The organism is Amycolatopsis sp. NPDC003861, assembly GCF_053605405.1.
The window spans coordinates 13,299-31,610 of sequence record NZ_JBSGJD010000018.1 but is presented as its reverse complement, the minus strand read 5'-3'; the positions used below and the strand labels follow the sequence as shown (position 1 = coordinate 31,610).

Annotated in this window: 19 protein-coding genes; 13 read left to right on the top strand and 6 right to left on the bottom strand. The window is 71.3% G+C overall.

What is annotated here, in order from left to right:
- Positions 1 to 4: 4 nt before the first annotated feature.
- Positions 5 to 1,636, bottom strand: coding sequence for a polyprenol phosphomannose-dependent alpha 1,6 mannosyltransferase MptB (mptB, locus tag ACWEVN_RS07510; protein ID WP_449684343.1), 1,632 nt, complete (start codon positions 1,634 to 1,636; stop codon positions 5 to 7).
- Positions 1,637 to 1,756: 120 nt separating this feature from the next.
- Between mptB and ACWEVN_RS07505 the strand changes: the two genes are divergently transcribed.
- Genes ACWEVN_RS07505 through ACWEVN_RS07475 form a run of 7 tightly spaced genes read left to right on the top strand, consistent with a single transcriptional unit; the run spans position 1,757 to position 8,159 of the window.
- Positions 1,757 to 2,575 carry a helix-turn-helix transcriptional regulator gene (locus tag ACWEVN_RS07505; protein WP_449684318.1) on the top strand — a complete coding sequence of 273 codons (819 nt, stop codon included), beginning with the start codon at positions 1,757 to 1,759 and terminating at the stop codon, positions 2,573 to 2,575.
- Positions 2,572 to 4,020: a Fe-S cluster assembly protein SufB gene (sufB, locus tag ACWEVN_RS07500; RefSeq protein WP_452050628.1), complete on the top strand. Its 1,449-nt coding sequence runs from the start codon at positions 2,572 to 2,574 to the stop codon at positions 4,018 to 4,020. The genes ACWEVN_RS07505 and sufB overlap by 4 nt, the downstream gene beginning before the upstream one ends.
- 2 nt (positions 4,021 to 4,022) lie before the next feature.
- Positions 4,023 to 5,195, top strand: a complete 1,173-nt coding sequence (sufD, locus tag ACWEVN_RS07495) for a Fe-S cluster assembly protein SufD (protein ID WP_452050627.1) — start codon at positions 4,023 to 4,025, stop codon at positions 5,193 to 5,195.
- Between the two features lie 27 nt (positions 5,196 to 5,222).
- The gene (gene sufC / locus ACWEVN_RS07490; protein WP_310975175.1) at positions 5,223 to 5,993 is read left to right on the top strand and encodes a Fe-S cluster assembly ATPase SufC; all 771 of its coding nucleotides are present in this window, start codon (positions 5,223 to 5,225) and stop codon (positions 5,991 to 5,993) included.
- 38 nt (positions 5,994 to 6,031) lie between these two features.
- Positions 6,032 to 7,321, top strand: a complete 1,290-nt coding sequence (locus ACWEVN_RS07485; RefSeq protein ID WP_449684319.1) for a cysteine desulfurase — start codon at positions 6,032 to 6,034, stop codon at positions 7,319 to 7,321.
- Positions 7,318 to 7,767: a Fe-S cluster assembly sulfur transfer protein SufU gene (sufU, locus tag ACWEVN_RS07480; protein ID WP_452050626.1), complete on the top strand. Its 450-nt coding sequence runs from the start codon at positions 7,318 to 7,320 to the stop codon at positions 7,765 to 7,767. The genes ACWEVN_RS07485 and sufU overlap by 4 nt, the downstream gene beginning before the upstream one ends.
- The gene (locus ACWEVN_RS07475; protein WP_310975179.1) at positions 7,764 to 8,159 is read left to right on the top strand and encodes a metal-sulfur cluster assembly factor; all 396 of its coding nucleotides are present in this window, start codon (positions 7,764 to 7,766) and stop codon (positions 8,157 to 8,159) included. The genes sufU and ACWEVN_RS07475 overlap by 4 nt, the downstream gene beginning before the upstream one ends.
- A 1-nt stretch (position 8,160) precedes the next feature.
- Here ACWEVN_RS07475 and ACWEVN_RS07470 read toward each other — a convergent pair whose 3' ends face one another.
- Positions 8,161 to 8,934 (bottom strand): DUF4184 family protein, encoded by a 774-nt coding sequence (locus ACWEVN_RS07470; RefSeq protein WP_452050625.1) that lies wholly within the window; start codon positions 8,932 to 8,934, stop codon positions 8,161 to 8,163.
- Positions 8,935 to 8,951: 17 nt separating this feature from the next.
- On the opposite strand from ACWEVN_RS07470, the gene ACWEVN_RS07465 reads away from it, so the two are divergent.
- Positions 8,952 to 9,284, top strand: coding sequence for a YnfA family protein (locus ACWEVN_RS07465; protein WP_449684321.1), 333 nt, complete (start codon positions 8,952 to 8,954; stop codon positions 9,282 to 9,284).
- A gap of 38 nt (positions 9,285 to 9,322) precedes the next feature.
- On the top strand, positions 9,323 to 9,601 hold the full coding sequence (locus tag ACWEVN_RS07460; protein WP_452050624.1) for a S26 family signal peptidase: 279 nt from the start codon (positions 9,323 to 9,325) through the stop codon (positions 9,599 to 9,601).
- 105 nt (positions 9,602 to 9,706) lie between these two features.
- Here ACWEVN_RS07460 and ACWEVN_RS07455 read toward each other — a convergent pair whose 3' ends face one another.
- Positions 9,707 to 11,644, bottom strand: a complete 1,938-nt coding sequence (locus ACWEVN_RS07455) for an ABC1 kinase family protein (RefSeq protein WP_452050623.1) — start codon at positions 11,642 to 11,644, stop codon at positions 9,707 to 9,709.
- Between the two features lie 183 nt (positions 11,645 to 11,827).
- Between ACWEVN_RS07455 and ACWEVN_RS07450 the strand changes: the two genes are divergently transcribed.
- The 4 genes from ACWEVN_RS07450 to ACWEVN_RS07435 all read left to right on the top strand — a co-directional run bounded on the left by ACWEVN_RS07450 (position 11,828) and on the right by ACWEVN_RS07435 (position 15,130).
- Positions 11,828 to 12,367, top strand: a complete 540-nt coding sequence (locus ACWEVN_RS07450) for a snapalysin family zinc-dependent metalloprotease (RefSeq protein ID WP_449684323.1) — start codon at positions 11,828 to 11,830, stop codon at positions 12,365 to 12,367.
- Positions 12,368 to 12,538: 171 nt separating this feature from the next.
- A complete protein-coding gene (locus ACWEVN_RS07445) occupies positions 12,539 to 13,756 on the top strand; it encodes a sensor histidine kinase (protein ID WP_452050622.1) in 1,218 nt (405 codons plus the stop codon).
- Positions 13,753 to 14,406, top strand: a complete 654-nt coding sequence (locus ACWEVN_RS07440; protein WP_452050621.1) for a response regulator — start codon at positions 13,753 to 13,755, stop codon at positions 14,404 to 14,406. The genes ACWEVN_RS07445 and ACWEVN_RS07440 overlap by 4 nt, the downstream gene beginning before the upstream one ends.
- Before the next feature lie 19 nt (positions 14,407 to 14,425).
- On the top strand, positions 14,426 to 15,130 hold the full coding sequence (locus ACWEVN_RS07435; RefSeq protein WP_452050620.1) for a class I SAM-dependent methyltransferase: 705 nt from the start codon (positions 14,426 to 14,428) through the stop codon (positions 15,128 to 15,130).
- A gap of 3 nt (positions 15,131 to 15,133) precedes the next feature.
- Here ACWEVN_RS07435 and ACWEVN_RS07430 read toward each other — a convergent pair whose 3' ends face one another.
- From ACWEVN_RS07430 to cysD, 3 genes are read right to left on the bottom strand one after another with little or no spacing between them, the layout of a single operon-like run.
- Positions 15,134 to 15,505, bottom strand: coding sequence for a VOC family protein (locus ACWEVN_RS07430; RefSeq protein WP_449684327.1), 372 nt, complete (start codon positions 15,503 to 15,505; stop codon positions 15,134 to 15,136).
- Between the two features lie 35 nt (positions 15,506 to 15,540).
- Positions 15,541 to 17,352, bottom strand: a complete 1,812-nt coding sequence (gene cysC / locus ACWEVN_RS07425; RefSeq protein WP_452050619.1) for an adenylyl-sulfate kinase — start codon at positions 17,350 to 17,352, stop codon at positions 15,541 to 15,543.
- Positions 17,352 to 18,284 carry a sulfate adenylyltransferase subunit CysD gene (gene cysD / locus ACWEVN_RS07420; RefSeq protein ID WP_449684329.1) on the bottom strand — a complete coding sequence of 311 codons (933 nt, stop codon included), beginning with the start codon at positions 18,282 to 18,284 and terminating at the stop codon, positions 17,352 to 17,354. Before cysD ends, cysC begins: the two co-directional genes overlap by 1 nt.
- Positions 18,285 to 18,312 lie beyond the last annotated feature (28 nt).

Below are 18,312 nucleotides of genomic sequence, written 5' to 3'. Positions count from 1 at the left end.
CGGGTCACGATACGGCGTCGACCGGTTCGGGCACCCGCGGGGACGGCTTGGCAAGCAACACGGGAGCCAGCCGCCGCACGATCAGCAGCCCGCCGCCGCAGACGACGATCGCCGCGACGTAGGCGAACGGCAGCACGTACGGGCGGCCGTCGAAGGTGCTGCCGGTCGGGGGGAGCAGGAACGGCAGGGCCGCGCTGATCACCGTCGCGGCGACGCGGAAGCGGGACGTCCCGGCCGCGGCGGCGAGCGGGATCACCGCCCACAGCACGTACCACGGCTGCAGGTTGATCTGCAGGATCATCACCGCGCCGAGCGCGACGCCGAGCCCGATGATCGGGCGGTAGCGCCACTTGAAGCTGTCCCAGAGGAACTTGAACGTGATCGCCAGCGCGACGAGGTAGCCGAGCACGCCGAGGATCGGCACCAGCGCGTCGGTGTGGTTGCCGAGCCCGAGCGCGATGCCGAGGACGCCGGAGAGGTTGGCCAGCTCGGCGGTGGGGGAGATCCAGGAGCGGACCAGGCCGGGCGTGTTGAACGTCGCCCCGACCCAGCCGAAACCGAGGCCGGTGCCGAAGCAGACGACGACCAGGACCACGCCGAACCACAGCGCCATCGGGGCGCCCGCCACGAACAGGTCCTTGAGCCGGCCGTGCCAGCGCCGCGCCACCATCACGGCGAAGAACGGCAGCGCGAACACCGCGGGCAGCTTCACCGCGACGCCGAGGGTGATGATCGCGACCCCGAGCCCGATGTAGAGCAGTTCGCCGCGGGCCAGCGGGGGTGGTGTGTCGCCCTTCACCCGGATCGGCAGCCGCCGGATGCCGATCTCCAGCCCGGCCAGCATCAGGCCGACGGCGAGCGCGTCGTTGTGGGCGCCGGCGACGAAGTGGAAGATCAGCAGCGGGTTCAGCGCGCCGAGCCACAGCGCGGTCGCGGGCTGGACGCCGAACCGGCGGGCCAGCCGCGGCAGGGCCCAGACGATGAGGACCACGCCGGCCAGCGCGAGCACCCGCTGCAGCAGCACGCCGACCGCGATGCTGTTGCCCGCCAGGGGCGCCAGCCAGCCGCCGAGGCGCAGCACGAGCGGCCCGTACGGCGCCGGCGTCTCGCGCCACATGTTCGACACGCCCGCGGTGAACGGGTCGGCGACGCCGAGGGCCTGCGCCGGGCCGAGGACGTACGGGTCCATCCCGCGGTGCACGATCTCGCTCTGCGCCAGGTAGCTGTAGACGTCGCGGGAGAACAGCGGCGGGATGACCAGCAGCGGCAGCACCCACAGCGCGATCGTGCGCGCGAGCTGGCCCTGCGACGCCAGCCGCTCGCGGCTGGGCTGGGCGAACCGGCCGAGCATCAGCCAGCTCAGCACCAGGATGCCCATCCCGGAGATGGCGATGGCCAGCGACACCGTCGGGATCCGGGTGAACAGCCGCAGCACCGGGATCTCCTGCACCGGGTTGATCACCGGGGCGGCGCCGGCGCCGAGGGAGCCGAGCGCGAGGAACAGCGAGCCGACCGTGCCGAAGCGGCGGACGACGTTCAGCCCGCGCTGTTCGGCGGCCTCCAGGGGGAGCGGTTCGCGGGGGTGGACGGGCGAGAGCGTCACCGGGTGGGCACTCCCGGTTTCGAGCCGTGCCACTTGCTGTTCCTGTTCGCCCACTGCCACGCGTGCAGGGTATCGGTCGCCTCGCGAGTGAGTCGGGTCACTGCCGGACACCCCGCCTTTGCCGATCACCCGGAAATAAGACACACTTGTGTTGTGAAAAAGACGGAGGCGGGTGATCAGGCGGGCGGCGACATGCCCCGCGCCGGGCAGCCGCACGTCCCGTCGCAGGTCAGCGCCGAGGGCAAGACCCGTCACGAGGTGGCCCGGCTGCTGCTGGAACAGGGTCCCATGACCGCCGTCGTGGTCGCCGAGCAGCTGGGAATCAGCCCCACCGCCGTCCGCCGGCACCTGGACGCGCTGCTCGCGGACGGCGAAGCCGAGACGAGGGACGCGCCGCGCCGCGGGCCCCGCGGCCGGGGCCGTCCGGCGAAGCTCTTCCTGCTCACCGAGCCCGGCCGCGCCCGCTTCGGGCACGCCTACGACGACCTGGCCGTCTCCGCGATCCGCTTCCTGGCCGAGCACGCCGGGGAGGACGCCGTGCGCGCCTTCGCCGAGCAGCGCATCGAGAAGCTCGTCGGCCCGCACCGCGCCGCGATCACCGAACCGGGTGAGCCGGCGACGCGCGCGGAGGCCCTCGCGGCCGCGCTGAGCAGGGAAGGCTACGCTGCGTCGACCCGCCAGGTCGGCGCCCCGGCTCCTGGTCAGAACGTGGGCGCGCAGCTCTGCCAGCACCACTGTCCGGTCGCCCACGTCGCCGCGGAGTTCCCGCAGCTGTGCGAGGCCGAGACGGAGGCGTTCGCGCAGCTGCTGGGCACCCACGTCCAGCGGCTGGCGACCATCGCACGCGGGGACTCCGCGTGCACCACCCACGTACCCGTCACGGCGGGTCAGCCGGCCCATCCCGAGCCGGCCAGAACGGTGTCCCCCGAGGGGCACACAGCACGGATCCCGAATGGAGGGAAACCCGCATGACTGCCGCTGCCGAGCAGCGCACTCCCACCACCGCGCCACTGAGCCAGGAAGAGACCATCGAGTCCCTTGGCAAGTACGCGTTCGGCTGGGCGGACTCCGACGAGGCGGGCGCCAGCGCCCGTCGCGGATTGAACGAGGACGTCGTCACCGACATCTCCTCGAAGAAGTCCGAGCCGGAGTGGATGCGCGAAGCGCGACTGAAGGCGCTCAAGCTCTTCGAGAAGAAGCCCATGCCCAACTGGGGGGCCGACCTCTCCGGGATCGACTTCGACAACATCAAGTACTTCGTGCGGTCCACGGAGAAGCAGGCCACCTCCTGGGAAGACCTGCCCGAGGACATCAAGAACACGTACGACAAGCTGGGCATCCCCGAGGCGGAGAAGCAGCGCCTCGTCGCCGGTGTCGCCGCGCAGTACGAGTCCGAGGTCGTCTACCACCAGATCCGCGAGGACCTGGAGGAGCAGGGCGTCCTGTTCCTGGACACCGATTCCGCGCTCAAGGAGCACCCGGAGCTGTTCCAGGAGTACTTCGGCTCGGTCATCCCGGCCGGTGACAACAAGTTCTCCGCGCTGAACACGGCGGTGTGGTCCGGCGGCTCGTTCATCTACGTGCCGAAGGGCGTGCACGTCGAGATCCCGCTGCAGGCCTACTTCCGGATCAACACCGAGAACATGGGCCAGTTCGAGCGCACCCTGATCATCGTCGACGAAGGTGCGTACGTGCACTACGTCGAGGGCTGCACGGCGCCGATCTACCAGTCCGACTCGCTGCACTCGGCGGTCGTGGAGATCATCGTCAAGAAGGGCGCCCGCTGCCGCTACACGACCATCCAGAACTGGTCGAACAACGTCTACAACCTGGTCACCAAGCGCGCCAAGTGCGAAGAGGGCGCGACCATGGAATGGATCGACGGCAACATCGGTTCCAAGGTGACGATGAAGTACCCGTCGGTGTTCCTCATGGGCGAGCACGCCAAGGGCGAGGTCCTGTCGGTCGCGTTCGCGGGCGAGGGCCAGCACCAGGACGCGGGCGCCAAGATGGAGCACCTCGCGCCGCACACCTCCTCGACCATCGTGTCGAAGTCGGTGGCGCGCGGCGGCGGCCGCACCTCCTACCGCGGCCTGGTCCGCGTGGCGAAGCGGGCGCACCACTCGCGCTCCAGCGTCGTCTGCGACGCGCTGCTGGTGGACACCATCTCGCGCTCGGACACGTACCCGTACGTGGACATCCGCAACGATGAGGTGTCGATGGGCCACGAGGCCACGGTGTCCAAGGTCAGCGAGGACCAGCTGTTCTACCTGATGTCGCGCGGTCTCGACGAGGCCGAGGCGATGGCGATGATCGTGCGCGGCTTCGTGGAGCCGATCGCCCGTGAGCTGCCGATGGAGTACGCGCTCGAGCTGAACCGCCTGATCGAGCTCCAGATGGAAGGGTCCGTCGGCTAGTCATGTCGGTTACCGAGAACAACGTTTCCGAGGCTCTTCGCGAGGGGGCCGTCATCCCGGCGGCCTCCCGCGCGGAGCGCTTCACCTCCTACGACGTCGAGGCCTTCGAGGTCCCGGGCGGTCGTGAGGAGAACTGGCGCTTCACGCCGATGAAGCGCCTCCGCGGCCTGCACGACGGCAGCGCCACCGCCACCGGCGAGATCACGCTCGAAGCCGAGGCCGCGCCCGAGCTGAAGATCGAGACCGTCGGCCGCGACGACGAGCGGCTCGGTGCCGCCGGCGTCCCGAGCGACCGGATCGCCGCGCAGGCGTACTCGTCCTTCACCAAGGCCACCGTCGTGACGGTGCCGAAGGAGACGAAGGCGTCGAAGCCGTCCGTGCTGCGGATCCACGGCCCGGGCGAGGGCCAGGTCGCCTACGGGCACCTGCAGGTCCGCGCCGAGGCGTTCGCCGAAGCCGTCATCGTGCTCGACCACGTCGGCTCCGGCACCTACGCCGACAACGTCGAGTTCGTCATCGGCGACGGCGCCAAGGTCACCGTGGTCAGCGTCCAGGACTGGGCCGACGACGCCGTGCACGTCTCCGAGCAGCACCTGAAGCTGGGCCGCGACGCCGCGCTGCGGCACACCGTGATCACCCTGGGCGGTGACCTGGTCCGCGTCTCGCCGACGGCGACCTTCGCCGACAAGGGCGGCGACGTCGAGATGCTCGGCGTCTACTTCGCGGACCAGGGCCAGCACCAGGAGCACCGCCTCTTCGTCGACCACGCGATGCCGAACTGCAAGTCGCGCGTGATGTACAAGGGCGCCCTGCAGGGCGACGACGCGCACACGGTGTGGATCGGCGACGTCCTGATCCGCGCGGCCGCCGAGGCCACCGACACCTACGAGCTCAACCGCAACCTGGTGCTCACCCCCGGGGCGCGCGCGGACTCGGTGCCGAACCTCGAGATCGAGACCGGCGAGATCGAAGGCGCCGGCCACGCGAGCGCGACGGGAAGGTTCGACGACGAGCAGTTGTTCTACCTGCAGTCGCGCGGGATCGCCGAAGAAGCCGCGCGGCGCCTGGTCGTGCGCGGGTTCTTCCACGAGATCCTGGTCAAGATCGACGTCCCCGAGGTGCGCGAGCGCCTCGAAGCGGCGATCGAGGCCGAGCTCGAAGCCGTTGGCGCCTGACCGCTCTCTGACTTAGGAAACGAAGAAATGGCTACCCTGGAAATCAAGGACCTGCACGCCTCGGTCACCACCGACGAAGGCGCCAAGGAGATCCTCAAGGGCGTCAACCTGACCATCAAGTCGGGCGAGACGCACGCGATCATGGGCCCGAACGGCTCGGGCAAGTCCACGCTGTCCTACGCGATCGCCGGGCACCCGAAGTACGAAGTCACCTCGGGTGAGGTGCTCCTGGACGGCGAGAACGTCCTCGAGATGAGCGTCGACGAGCGTGCCCGCGCGGGCCTGTTCCTCGCGATGCAGTACCCGGTCGAGGTGCCGGGCGTGTCCATGTCCAACTTCCTCCGCACCGCGGCCACCGCGGTCCGTGGCGAGGCCCCCAAGCTGCGCCACTGGGTCAAGGAGGTCAAGGAGGAGATGGGCAAGCTCGAGATCTCGCAGGAGTTCGCCGAGCGCTCGGTCAACGAGGGCTTCTCCGGCGGCGAGAAGAAGCGCCACGAGATCCTGCAGCTGGCGCTGCTCAAGCCGAAGTTCGCCATCCTCGACGAGACCGACTCCGGTCTCGACGTCGACGCCCTGCGCGTCGTCTCCGAGGGCGTGAACGCGCACAAGGCTTCGAGCGAGGTCGGCGTCATGCTGATCACGCACTACACCCGGATCCTGCGGTACATCACGCCGGACTTCGTGCACGTCTTCGCCGACGGCAAGATCGTCGAGTCGGGCGGCAAGGAGCTCGCGGACGAGCTGGAGGAGAACGGGTACGTCAAGTACACCGGCAAGACCGAGCCCGCCGCGGTCTGACCCCGTTCCGTTACACCGAGAAGAGAGGAGTCGGCCCGATGACCACCACCTCGGCCGGTTCTTTGCCACTCGACGTGGCTGGCCTGCGGGCCGACTTCCCCATCCTGTCGCGCACCGTCCGCGACGGGAAACCCTTGGTGTACCTGGACTCCGGGGCGACGTCGCAACGCCCGGCGGCCGTGCTCGACGCCGAACGGCACTACGTCGAGACGTCGAACGCGGCCGTCCACCGCGGTGCGCACCAGCTGTCCGAAGAAGCGACCGACGCCTACGAGTCCGCCCGGGCGAAGATCGCCGAGTTCGTCGGCGCCGACCCCGAGGAACTGGTGTTCACCAAGAACGCCACCGAGGGCATCAACCTGGTCGCCTACTCGTTCGGCAACGCCGCCACCGCGGGCCCGGAAGCCGCGCGGTTCGTCGTCGGCCCGGGTGACGAGATCGTCGTCACCGAGATGGAGCACCACGCGAACCTCGTGCCGTGGCAGCAGCTGTGCCAGCGCACCGGGGCGACGCTGAAGTGGTTCAAGGTGACGCCGGAGGGCCGGCTCGACCTGTCCGATGTGGACGAACTGATCACGCCGCGCACCAAGGTCGTCGCGTTCGCGCACCAGTCGAACGTGCTCGGCACGGTCAACCCGGTCGAGCTGCTGGTCGAGAAGGCCAAGGCGGTCGGCGCGTTCACCGTGCTGGACGCCTGCCAGTCGGTGCCGCACTTCCCGGTGAGCTTCCACGAGCTCGGCGTCGACTTCGCCGCGTTCTCCGGGCACAAGATGCTCGGCCCGTCCGGCATCGGCGTCCTCTACGGGCGCACCGAGCTGCTGTCGGCCATGCCGCCGTTCCTCACCGGCGGGTCGATGATCGAGATGGTCCGGATGGAGGGCTCGACCTTCGCGCCGCCGCCGCAGCGGTTCGAGGCCGGTGTCCCGATGACGTCGCAGGCCATCGGCCTCGGCGCGGCCGTGGACTACCTCTCGGCCGTCGGCATGGACCGCATCGCCGCGCACGAGAAGGAACTGGCCGCGGCGGCGCTGGAAGGCATCGGCGCGATCCCGGGTGTCCGGATCATCGGGCCGACCGACCTGGCGGACCGCGGCGCGACCGTGTCGTTCGTGATCGACGGCGTGCACCCGCACGACGCCGGCCAGGTGCTCGACAGCCTCGGCATCGCCGTCCGCGTCGGCCACCACTGCGCGTGGCCGCTGCACCGGGCCTGCCAGGCGCAGGCGACCGTGCGGGCGTCGTTCTACCTCTACAACGATCTGTCCGAAGTGGACGCTCTGGTGGCCGGGATCCGCGAGGCGCAGAAGTTCTTCGGGGTGGGGCAGTGAACCTGGAGAGCATGTACCAGGAGATCATCCTGGACCACTACAAGAACCCGCACGGGCGCGGCCTGCGTGACCCGTTCGACGCCGAGTCGTTCCAGGTCAACCCGACCTGCGGCGACGAGGTGACGCTGCGGGTCAAGGTCGAGGACGGGAAGGTCGCCGACGTCTCCTACGACGGCCAGGGCTGCTCGATCAGCCAGGCCTCGACGTCGGTCCTGACCGACCTCGTCGTCGGCCACGCGATCGAGGAGGCGTTCACCACCATGGACGCCTTCGTGGAACTGATGCAGGGCAAGGGAAAGGTCGAGCCGGACGAGGACGTGCTGGAGGACGGGGTCGCCTTCGCGGGCGTCGCCAAGTACCCCGCCCGCGTGAAGTGCGCCCTCCTCGGCTGGATGGCTTTCAAGGACGCCGTCGCCCGGACGAGCAGTGGAGCTGAAAAGGCATGACTGAAGAAACCGCCACTCGTGAGGGGCGCACCGCCGCCGACCTCGACGCCGAGACCACCGCCAAGCAGGACCTCGACCTCGCCAAGATCGAGGACGTCGAAGAGGCCATGCGCGACGTGGTCGACCCGGAGCTCGGCATCAACGTCGTCGACCTCGGCCTCGTCTACGACATCCGCGTCGAGGCCGACAACACCGCGACCCTCGACATGACGCTGACCTCGGCGGCCTGCCCGCTGACCGACGTCATCGAGGACCAGACGAACGCCGCGCTCACCAGCGGCGGGCTGGTCAAGGACTTCCGGATCAACTGGGTCTGGATGCCGCCGTGGGGCCCGGAGAAGATCACCGAAGACGGCCGCGAGCAGCTGCGCGCCCTCGGCTTCACCGTCTGAGTCAGTGCACGTCGAGCGGGTCACCCTCCGGGGTGGCCCGTTTCGCGTATAACGGGCTATACCAGGCGAGTGCGTAGACCACGAGGGCCACGGCGAACCCGCTGCCGGCGCCGGTGACGAGCAGGTAGGTGGCGTTGCCGGCCACGCCCGCCCGGGTCATCGGGTCGTGGTGGGCCACGAAGGGCGCGACGCTGGTCAGGGCCCCGGCCAGCGCGCCGGCGGCGAGGAACGCGGCCACGGTCTTCCGGCGGCGGATACCCGGCGGCGCCGGGGTGACGGGCGCGGTGCGGTACCAGCGCCGCAGCCACCAGCCGAGCACGGCGGCCCCGGCGAGGGTGCTGATCAGCTGGATCAGCCGTCCGACGTCGACGCCGGTGACGAGCGGGATCCGCAGGAAGGCGAATCCGTCGTTCTCGTGGGTGAAGGCGTCCCAGCCGACGTGCGTGGCGGCGCCGAGCACGAGCGAGAGCGCGATCCAGCCCGGCCGGTTCCAGCGGAAATCGCGGGGAAGCCGTTCGGCCAGGCGTTGCGGGGCCAGTGCGGTGAGCGGCCGCTTCAGCAGCAGCTGGAAGACGGCGAGCAGGGCCAGCGCGAGCAGCGGGTCGAGCCAGAGAGCCGACGTGAGTTCGTGGGTCTTCGTCAGGCCGACGCCGGGCAGCCGCGGGACGAACCAGAAGAGGTCCGGCGCGACCGACCCGGCGACGAGCGCCGACGGCACCAGGGGACGCCTGGCCAGCGGCAGCACGGCGGCGGGATGACTCAGCGTGAACGGCACGGGGTTAGTATCCCGGGGTGGTCCTGCGGTCGATCCTCCTGTTCCTGGCCGCGGCGGTGTGCGAAATCGGCGGCGCCTGGCTGATCTGGCAAGGCATCCGCGAAAGCCGCGGCCTGCTGTGGATCGGCGGCGGAGTGGTGGCGCTGGGCGTGTACGGGTTCGTCGCGACCCTCCAGCCGGACGCTCACTTCGGCCGCATCCTCGCCGCGTACGGCGGCGTGTTCGTGGCGGGCTCGCTGGCCTGGGGCATGATCGCGGACGGCTACCGGCCGGATCGGTACGACGTCATCGGCGCGCTGCTCTGCTTGGCGGGGGTCGCGGTGATCATGTACGCGCCGCGGACGGGGTAACGCCACCGGTCGGTGAACGATGGATTCTGGTGGCCGAAATGTCGTTCCCGCCCGCGCCGCCGGAATCGTCCCCGCGTCGCCGTGGCCGGGGCCTGGTCCTGGTGGTGGTTGCCGTGATGCTGCTGGGGGCGGGAGCCGGTGTCTATGGTGCCGGTCGCGCGCTGCTGGGCTACGAGGCGTACTCGATGCCGAGCGAGCACATGAGTCCCACGCTGAAGCCGGGCGATCGGCTGGTCGTCCGGCGGGCGGCCGGTGCCGAGGTGCATCGCGGGGACCTGGTGGTCGTCGCCGGAACCGCGTTCGCCTGCCCGCGGTGACCGCGTTCACCGACGTGGGCCTGCCCGGGGCGCCGTTCACCGACTCGACCCTTCCCACCTTGCGTTGGTGGATCCTCGGCGGTTTCGTCCTGTTCGTCGCCGGGTTCACCGGGCTGATCGTGACGCTCGTCCGGACCGCCGGAAGACGACGAACAGCAGCCGCAAACCCACCAGTGCACTGATCACCAGCAGGTTGTAGCCGAACACCTGGTGCAGGGTCAGGTCCTCGGCGATGCGCGGCCCGCCCGAGCCGGTCAGCAGGAACACCGCCATCAGCCCGGTTGCCGCCCCGACGAAGGCCAACAGGGCTTCGTGGACCAGGCCCGTGACGACGTCGCGGTCGCGCTCGTCGGAGAACAGGCGGACGTTCACCGACAGCCTGCCCTCCTCCAGCGCCGCGCCGATCCGGTCGATGCGGCGGGGGATGCGGCGCAGCACCGGCAGCAGGGCCAGCAGCTCGCCGGTCGCCGTGCGGCCCAGCGAGCCCGGCCGCAGCCCGGCGCCGACCTGCTCGACGGCGAACGCGCGGGACTCGGCGACGACGTCGAAGCCGGGATCCAGTGCGGCCAGCGTGCCCTCCACGGTGGCCAGTGCGCGGAACACCGCGGCCACCGGTGGCGGCACGCTGAGCCGGAAGTCCGCGACCACCCGGAACAGGCCGGTGAACAGGTCGAGGTCCGGCGTGCGGCCGGGGCCGAAGTGCCGGGCGACCAGGGCACCGAGGGCGCGTTCGAGGCGCTGTTCGTCGATCTCGGTGGTGCGGTCGACGATCTCGAGGAGCCCGTCGCGCAGGCCGGCCGGGTCGCCGCGGTCCAGGGCGAGCAGCAGGTTCTGCAGGCCGGCGCGCAGCCCGGCGTCGAGGCGGCCGACCGAGCCGAAGTCGAGCAGGCCCAGGCGGCCGTCGCCGAGCAGCATGAGGTTGCCCGGGTGGGGGTCGGCGTGGAAGACGCCGCCGAGCATCACCTGGTCGAGCAGGCAGCGCAGGAGCGACCGGGCCAGCCGCCGGCGTTCGGCCGCGGGCAGGTCCTTCGCCGCGGTGAGCGGCTTGCCGTCGAGGCGGGACATCACCAGCACGCGGTCGGTCGAAAGTCCTTTGTGGACCTTCGGGAGCACGACGTCCGGGGAACCCGTGGCGGCCACCGCGGTGATGTTGCGCGCTTCGATGGTGAAGTCGAGTTCCTCGGCCAGCGCGGCGGCGAACCCCTCGGCGAGTCCGGCGACGCCGAGCGAGCGCGCCCAGCCCGCGCGGTCCTCCAGCGCCGCGGCGACGCGCCGGACGATGGCGATGTCGCGTTCGGCCTGCTCCCGCACGCCCGGCCGCTGGACCTTGACCACGACGTCCTCGCCGCTGCGCAGCTTCGCGCGGTAGACCTGCGCGACCGACGCGGCCGCGAGGGGTTCGGGGTCGAACTCGGCGAAGACGTCGTCGGGGGAGCCGCCGAGTTCGTCGGCGAGCAGAGCCCGGACGGCGTCGGCGCGGGCGGGCGCGACCCGGTCCTGGAGGTGGCCGAGCTCGTCGGCGAACACCGGGGGCAGCAGGTCCGCGCGGGTGGAGAGCAGCTGGCCGAGCTTCACGAACGTCACGCCACCCTCTTCCAGCGCGCGGCGCAGGGAGCGCGCGAGCTTGGCGTGGCGCGTCTCGCCCGGTTCGCGACGGCCGGTCAGGTAGCGGCCGAGGCCGTGCTTGACGGCGATCCGGCTGATCTGCGCGTACCGGCGGGTGCGGGCGAGCCGGCCCCGCAGCCGGCCGAGCCCGATCCCGTGCGGGAGCGCCATCTCGGCGACGAACAGGAAGATCAGCGTCGCGAGGAAAGCGCTGCCCGCCAACGGGATCAGCAGGCCGATCGCCGCTCCGCCGTGGTGCAGCAGGGAACCGGGGAACGCCCGCCCGATGCCGCCGGCGACGAGCCAGCCGAAGGCGGCGGCGCACAGGGCGCGCACGGCGCCGATCCGGACGCCGAGCACGCGCCGGGCGGCGGCCACGAGCGGCCACAGCAGGAGCACGTACAGGGGGAGGGTCAGCAGGCCCAGCAGGATGTCCATCGGTTCCCTTTCGCCGTCGCCGAGCAGACCACGGCGGCCGGGCCCGGGTGATCACGCGGCGGCGGGAGCGGTCTCCCTCCCGCGGGGGAACGACTTTCGGCCGTGGCCGCCCCGGTGGTGGCCTTCTAACCTGATCGCGCGAACCACGGTGAAGTGCTCTCTTAACCAGACAAAGGAGACACGATGAACGGACGCGTGCTCGGCCGGGTCGTGGCGCTGGCCGCGGCGGTCGCGGCCCCGCTGGCCCTGGGCTCGGTCACCGCCCCGGCCGCTTCGGCGGCCGCGGTGACGACGCTGTACTACAGCTCCGCGGGCGCCCCGGACTACTTGAGCCAGATCGACCAGGGCGCGGCCAACTGGAACGCGGCGGTCACGGACGTCAAGCTGGTCAAGCGCGCCACGGGGGCGACGATCGTGTTCCACGAGGTGCACAGCGGCGGCTCGTACACGAACACGAACGGCCACGGGCGCGGCCAGATCTACCTGGACACGAGCCAGGTGGCGGAGGGCTACGACCCGACCCGCATCGCCGCGCACGAACTCGGCCACAACCTCGGGCTGCCGGACCACTACACCGGCCCGTGCACCGAACTGATGTCCGGCCACGGCCCGGGAACGGCGTGCAAGAACGCGAAGCCGTCCGCAGCCGAGGCGGCGAAGGTGCAGTCGTTGTGGGTGAACGGGTTGGTGCCCCAGGCGGAGACCCGCGCGGTCGCTTGGTGAACCGGTTCGAGGTGGCCTTCGGTGCGCCGGGGGCCACCTCGGCTTTTCTTCCGGCGCGCCCCAGGGTCACGCCGGCGATGACCACCGCGCCGTGGTCACCCCGGCCGGGGACTGACGCGGGTCCACCGCGAGAGGGAGGCGCGCCCGGCGCCCGCCTGCGAGGATCGGCCGGTGCGCATCCTGACGAGCAAGGCGACCTACCGCCGCTGGGTCTACCTCGTCCTCGGCGGTGCCATCAGCGTGCCCTACCTCCTGTTCTCCGGCGTCGCCGTGCCCGCGCTGCTGCCGTTCGTCACCACGCTGCAGCGGGCCACCCTCGTCGGCGGCCTGCTCACCCTGGCCGTGCTGGCCGGGACCGCCTTCCTGCCCGCCGTCCACGTCCTCGAGTCGACCGCGGTCCGGGAGCTGCTCGACGACCCGGTGCCGGACGCGCCCGCCAAACCGCACACCGGCCCGGGCCGGCGGCGTGCCGCGGTGATGTTCGTGCTGCACGTCGGCGCCGGGTTCGTCGTCAGCTCGTTCAGTCTCGCCGCCCCCGTCGGGGTCGGGCTGTCGATCAGCGCCGTCTTCACCGGGCAGCTGTTCCAGACCGGCGGCGGCGACGCGGTCAGCGTGCCGAGGGGGTGGGCGTCGGTGTGGCTGCCCCTGGCCTTCGTTCTCGGCCTGGTGCTGCTGATCTACGCCGTGAGCGTGACCGGCGGGCTGCTGCGCCGGGCCGCGATCGCGCTGCTCGGGACGACCGCCGCCGACCGGATCGCGCGGCTGGAACGGCGGACCGAGCAGCTCGCCGAGCGCAACCGGCTGGCCAGGGAGCTGCACGACTCGGTCGGGCACGCGCTGAGCGTCGTCACCGTCCAGGCCGGCGCCGCCCGGCGGACGCTGCGCACCGACCCGGACTTCACCGAGCGGGCGCTCGGCGCCATCGAGGAGTCGGCCCGCACGGCGCTCGACGACCTCGACCACGTCCTCGGCCTGCTGCGCGAGGAGGCGGCCGGCCGGGCCCCGCAGCCGACGCTCACCGCGCTGCCGGCCCTCCTCGAAACGACCCGGCTGGCGGGCACCGACGTGACGGCCGACCTCGACGGCGACCTGGCCGCGGTACCGCCGGTGGTGTCCCGCGAGGTCTACCGGATCCTGCAGGAATGCCTGACCAACGCGGTGCGCCACGCCGGTAGGGTCCCGGTGACGGTGGTCGTCGGCGTCGCGGCGCACGAGCTCCGCGCGCGGGTCGCCAACCCGCTGGGCAGCGGCACGCGCCGGGCCGGTGGCGGGCGGGGACTGCGGGGGATGGCCGAGCGGGTGGCGGTGCTCGGCGGCGAGCTGTCGGCCGGGCCGGGGGACGGGGTGTGGGAGGTCGTGGTGCGGGTGCCGTGGGGAAGCGGGCGATGAACGTCGGTGTGCTGCTGGTGGACGACGAACCGCTGATCCGGGCCGGGCTGAAGGCGATCGTCGACAGCGAAGACGGCTTGACCGTGCTCGGCGAGGCCGCCGACGGAGCCGAGGTGCCCGGGCTGGTCGCCCGGCTGCGCCCCGACGTCGTGCTGATGGACGTGCGGATGCCCGCCGTGGACGGGATCCGGGCCACCACCCACCTGATGTCCACTGTGGACGAGCCGCCGAAGGTGATCGTGGTGACCACCTTCGAGAACGACGACTACGTCTACGACGCGCTCCTCGCCGGTGCCAGCGGGTTCCTGCTCAAGCGGGCCCGGCCGGAGGAGATCGTCGCGGCGATCCGGACCGTCGTGGCCGGGGAGTCCTTACTGTTCCCCGCGGCGATCCGCCGGCTGGCCGCCCAGCACGCCCCCGCCCCGGCCGGTGACGGCCTGGCCTCGGCCGGCCTGACCGAGCGCGAGCGCGAAGTGCTGCGGCTGATGGCCGGCGGACTGTCCAATGTGGAGGTCGCGGGCGAGCTGTACGTCGGTGTCCAGACGGTGAAGACCCACGTGGGCAACGTGCTGGCGAAGCTCGGCGCGCGGGACCGGACCCAGGCGGTGATCCGGGCGTACGACTCGGGCTTCGTGGCACCGTCCCGCTGATTCGGGCACCATGGTCCGCATGACTGCCGCCTACGACGAGTTCGCCGCGGCCTACACGGCCGAGAACGAAGCCAGCCTGATGAACGCCTACTACGAGCGGCCCGCGACCCTCGCGCTCGCCGGTGCCGTGGCGGGCCGCCGGATCCTCGACGCCGGCTGCGGCTCGGGCCCGCTGTTCGCCGAGCTGCGGGCGAAGGGCGCGGTCGTCAGCGGGTTCGACCAGAGCGCCGGGATGATCGAGCACGCCCGGCGGCTGCTGGGGGCGGACGCGGACCTGCGGGTCGCCGACCTGGCCGACCCGCTCCCGTTCCCCGACGCGGAGTTCGACGACGTCGTGGCGTCGCTGGTGCTGCACTACCTGCGGGACTGGGACCCGGTGCTCGCCGAATTCCGGCGCGTCCTGAAGCCCGGCGGCCGGCTCATCGCTTCGGTCAACCACCCGATGATGGTCAACCTGACCCACCGCCACGAGGGCCCGCGGCCGGACTACTTCGAGCCGTACACCTGGACCGACGAGTTCGAGCTGCACGGCGAAAAAGCGCGGATGACGTTCTGGAACAAGCCCCTGCACGCGATGACCGACGCCTTCACCGCGGCCGGTTTCCGGATCGCCGTCATCAGCGAACCGCATCCCACCCCGGCCGCCCGCGAGCTGTTCCCCGGCGACTTCGAAATCCTCGACACCTTCCCGAGCTTCCTGTTCTTCGTCCTGGAAGCGGAGTAGGCGTCAGTCGAGGCAGAACTCGTTGCCCTCGACGTCCTGCATGTTCTGGCAGGACTCGTTTTCCTCGTCGGCGAGCAGGAGCTGCCCGCGGACCGCGCCGAGCTTCTCCAGCCGCGCGCACTCGGCCTCGAGGGCGGCGAGCCGCTCCTCGCCGACGAGCCCGGTGCCGACCCGGACGTCGAGGTGCACGCGGTTCTTGACGACCTTGCCCTCGGGCACCTGCTGGAAGTACAGCCGCGGACCTGCCCCGGTCGGGTCGCTGCAGGCGACGCCGCTGCTGTGGAGCTCGTACCCCAGCACCTCGCACCAGAACCGGGCGACGCGCTCCGGATCCGCGCAGTCGAAGGTGACCTGAACCTGCCTGACCGACGTCATGCCGCCCACCCTAGGCGGCGCGGGCAAGGGGATTTTCAGCCGAGGTCGTCGAGCAGGGCCTGGATCGCCGCCGCCATCGCCGCCGGGTCGCCGTCGCCCGGGCGCAGCACCAGGTCCGGCGACGACGGCCGCTCGTAGGGGGCGTCGATGCCGGTGAACCCGGTGATCTCCCCGGCGCGCGCCTTCGCGTACATCCCCTTCGGGTCGCGGGCTTCGCAGACCTCCAGGGGCGTGTCGACGAAGACCTCCACGAACGGCAGCCCGTCGTGGATCGTCCGTGCCCGGGCGCGGTCGGCCTCGTACGGGCTGATCAGCGACGCGATCGCGACCACGCCCGCGTCCGCGAACAACCGGGCCACCTCGGCCACCCGCCGGACGTTCTCCGCGCGGTCCTCGGGGCTGAACCCGAGACCGGCGTTGAGCCCGTGGCGCAGGTTGTCGCCGTCGAGCAGGTACGCCGGGCGGCCCGCCGCGACCAGCCGGCGCTCCAGCTCGACCGCCACCGACGACTTGCCCGACGCCGAAAGCCCGGTCAGCCACACCGTCGCGCCACGCGTCGGGCGGTCTTCACGCCGCACCGCCGCAGTGTGCCAGACGACCGGGGACGCCACCGCGCCGGTGATCATGCCCGCCGCGACCGTGTCGCCGGTGTGCTCGTCGACCAGCAGGAAGCCCCCGGTGGCCCGGTTGCGGCGGTACGGGTCGAACAGCAGCGGCGACCGCGTGCGCAGCCGGATGCGGCCGATGTCGTTCAGGGACAGCGCTTCCGCCGTCTCGTCGCGGTGCAGGGTGGTGACGTCGAGGCGGTACTCCAGCCGCTCCACGGTGCCCCGCGTCTCGGTGGTCGTGTGGCGCACCGTGTACGTCGCGCCCGGCGTCAGCGCCGCGCGCTCGGAGAACCAGCAGACCAGGGCGTCCACCTCGCGGGCCGACTCCGCGCGGTTCCCGGGCCGGCAGAGCATGGCTCCGCGGCCGAGGTCGAGGTCGTCGGCCAGCTCCACTGCCACCGCCTGGCCGGTGAACGCCTCGTCCAGGGGCTGCCCGCCCGGGCCCCAGACCGCGCGCACCTTCGACGTGAACCCCGAGGGCAGCGCCACGACCTCGTCACCCGGCTTGAACACACCGCCGGCGATGGTGCCCGCGTAGCCGCGGAAGTCGGACCGCCGGATGACGTACTGCACCGGGAACCGCGCGTCGATCAGGTTGCGGTCGGAAGCGACGTGCACTTCCTCCAGCTGGTGCAGCAGCGAAGTGCCTTCGTACCAAGGCATGCTGGCGCTGCGGTGGACGACGTTGTCGCCGTGCAGCGCCGAAACCGGCACGAACGTCAGGTCGGCGACGTCGAGTTTCATCGCGAACCGGCGGAAGTCCTCGCGGATCTCGTCGAACCGTTCCCGCGACCAGTCGACGAGGTCCATCTTGTTCACGCACACCACGAGGTGCCCGATGCCGAGCAGCGACGCCAGGAACGCGTGCCGCCGCGACTGTTCGAGGACGCCCTTGCGCGCGTCGACCAGGATCAGCGCCAGGTCGGCGGTGGACGCGCCGGTCACCATGTTCCGCGTGTACTGCAGGTGCCCCGGGGTGTCCGCGATGATGAACTTCCGCTTGGGCGTGGCGAAGTAGCGGTGGGCGACGTCGATCGTGATGCCCTGCTCGCGCTCGGCCCGCAGCCCGTCGGTGAGCAGCGCGAGGTCGGGGTAGTCCTCGCCGCGGTCCCGGCTGGCGCGTTCGACGGCGGCGAGCTGGTCGGTGAAGATCGCCTTCGAGTCGAACAGCAGCCGCCCGATCAGCGTGGACTTGCCGTCGTCCACGCTCCCGGCGGTGGCGATCCGCAGCAGCTGCATCAGAAGTAGCCCTCTCGCTTGCGGTCTTCCATGCCGGCCTCGGAAATCCGGTCGTCGGCCCGGGTCGCCCCGCGTTCGGTGACGCGGGTGGCGGCCACCTCGGCGACCACTTCGGACGGTGTCGTCGCCGACGATTCGACGCAGCCGGTGCAGGTGGCGTCGCCGACGGTCCGGAAGCGCACGGTCGCCTCGTACGGCGTCTCACCGTCCACGAGGGACAGAAAGCGGGTGGCCGCCAGCAGCATGCCGTCGCGTTGCACGACCGGGCGTTTGTGCGCGTAATACAGCGGCGGCAGCGCGATCCGCTCGTCGCGGATGTACTGCCAGATGTCGAGTTCGGTCCAGTTCGACAGCGGGAAGACGCGGATGTGCTCGCCGCGGCGGTGCCGCCCGTTGTAGAGGTTCCACAGCTCCGGGCGCTGCGCCCGCGGGTTCCACTGGCCGTGCTCGTCGCGGAAGCTGAACACGCGCTCCTTGGCCCGGGCCTTCTCCTCGTCCCGGCGGGCGCCGCCGAACACGGCGTCGAAGCCGCCCTCGCGGATCGCCCGCAACAGGGTCACCGTCTGCAGCCGGTTGCGGCTCGCCCGCGGCCCGGTCTCCTCGACGACGCGGCCGGCGTCGATGTCGTCCTGCACGCTCGCGACCTCGAGCCGCAGGCCGAGCGCGGCGACGGTCTCGTCCCGGAACCGGATGACCTCGTCGAAGTTGTGGCCGGTGTCGACGTGCAGCACCGGGAACGGCAGCGGCGCGGGCCAGAACGCCTTCGCGGCCGCGTGCAGCATCACCACCGAGTCCTTGCCGCCGGAGAAGAGCAGGACCGGGCGCTCGAAGGTCGCCGCGACTTCACGGAAGACGTGCACGGCCTCCGCTTCGAGCGCGGCCAGGTGCGAGAGCTCGTACGAGGTCACGGACACCGGAAAAAAGTAGAACATGTTCTTGTCTTTGGTCAAGCGGTGCGGG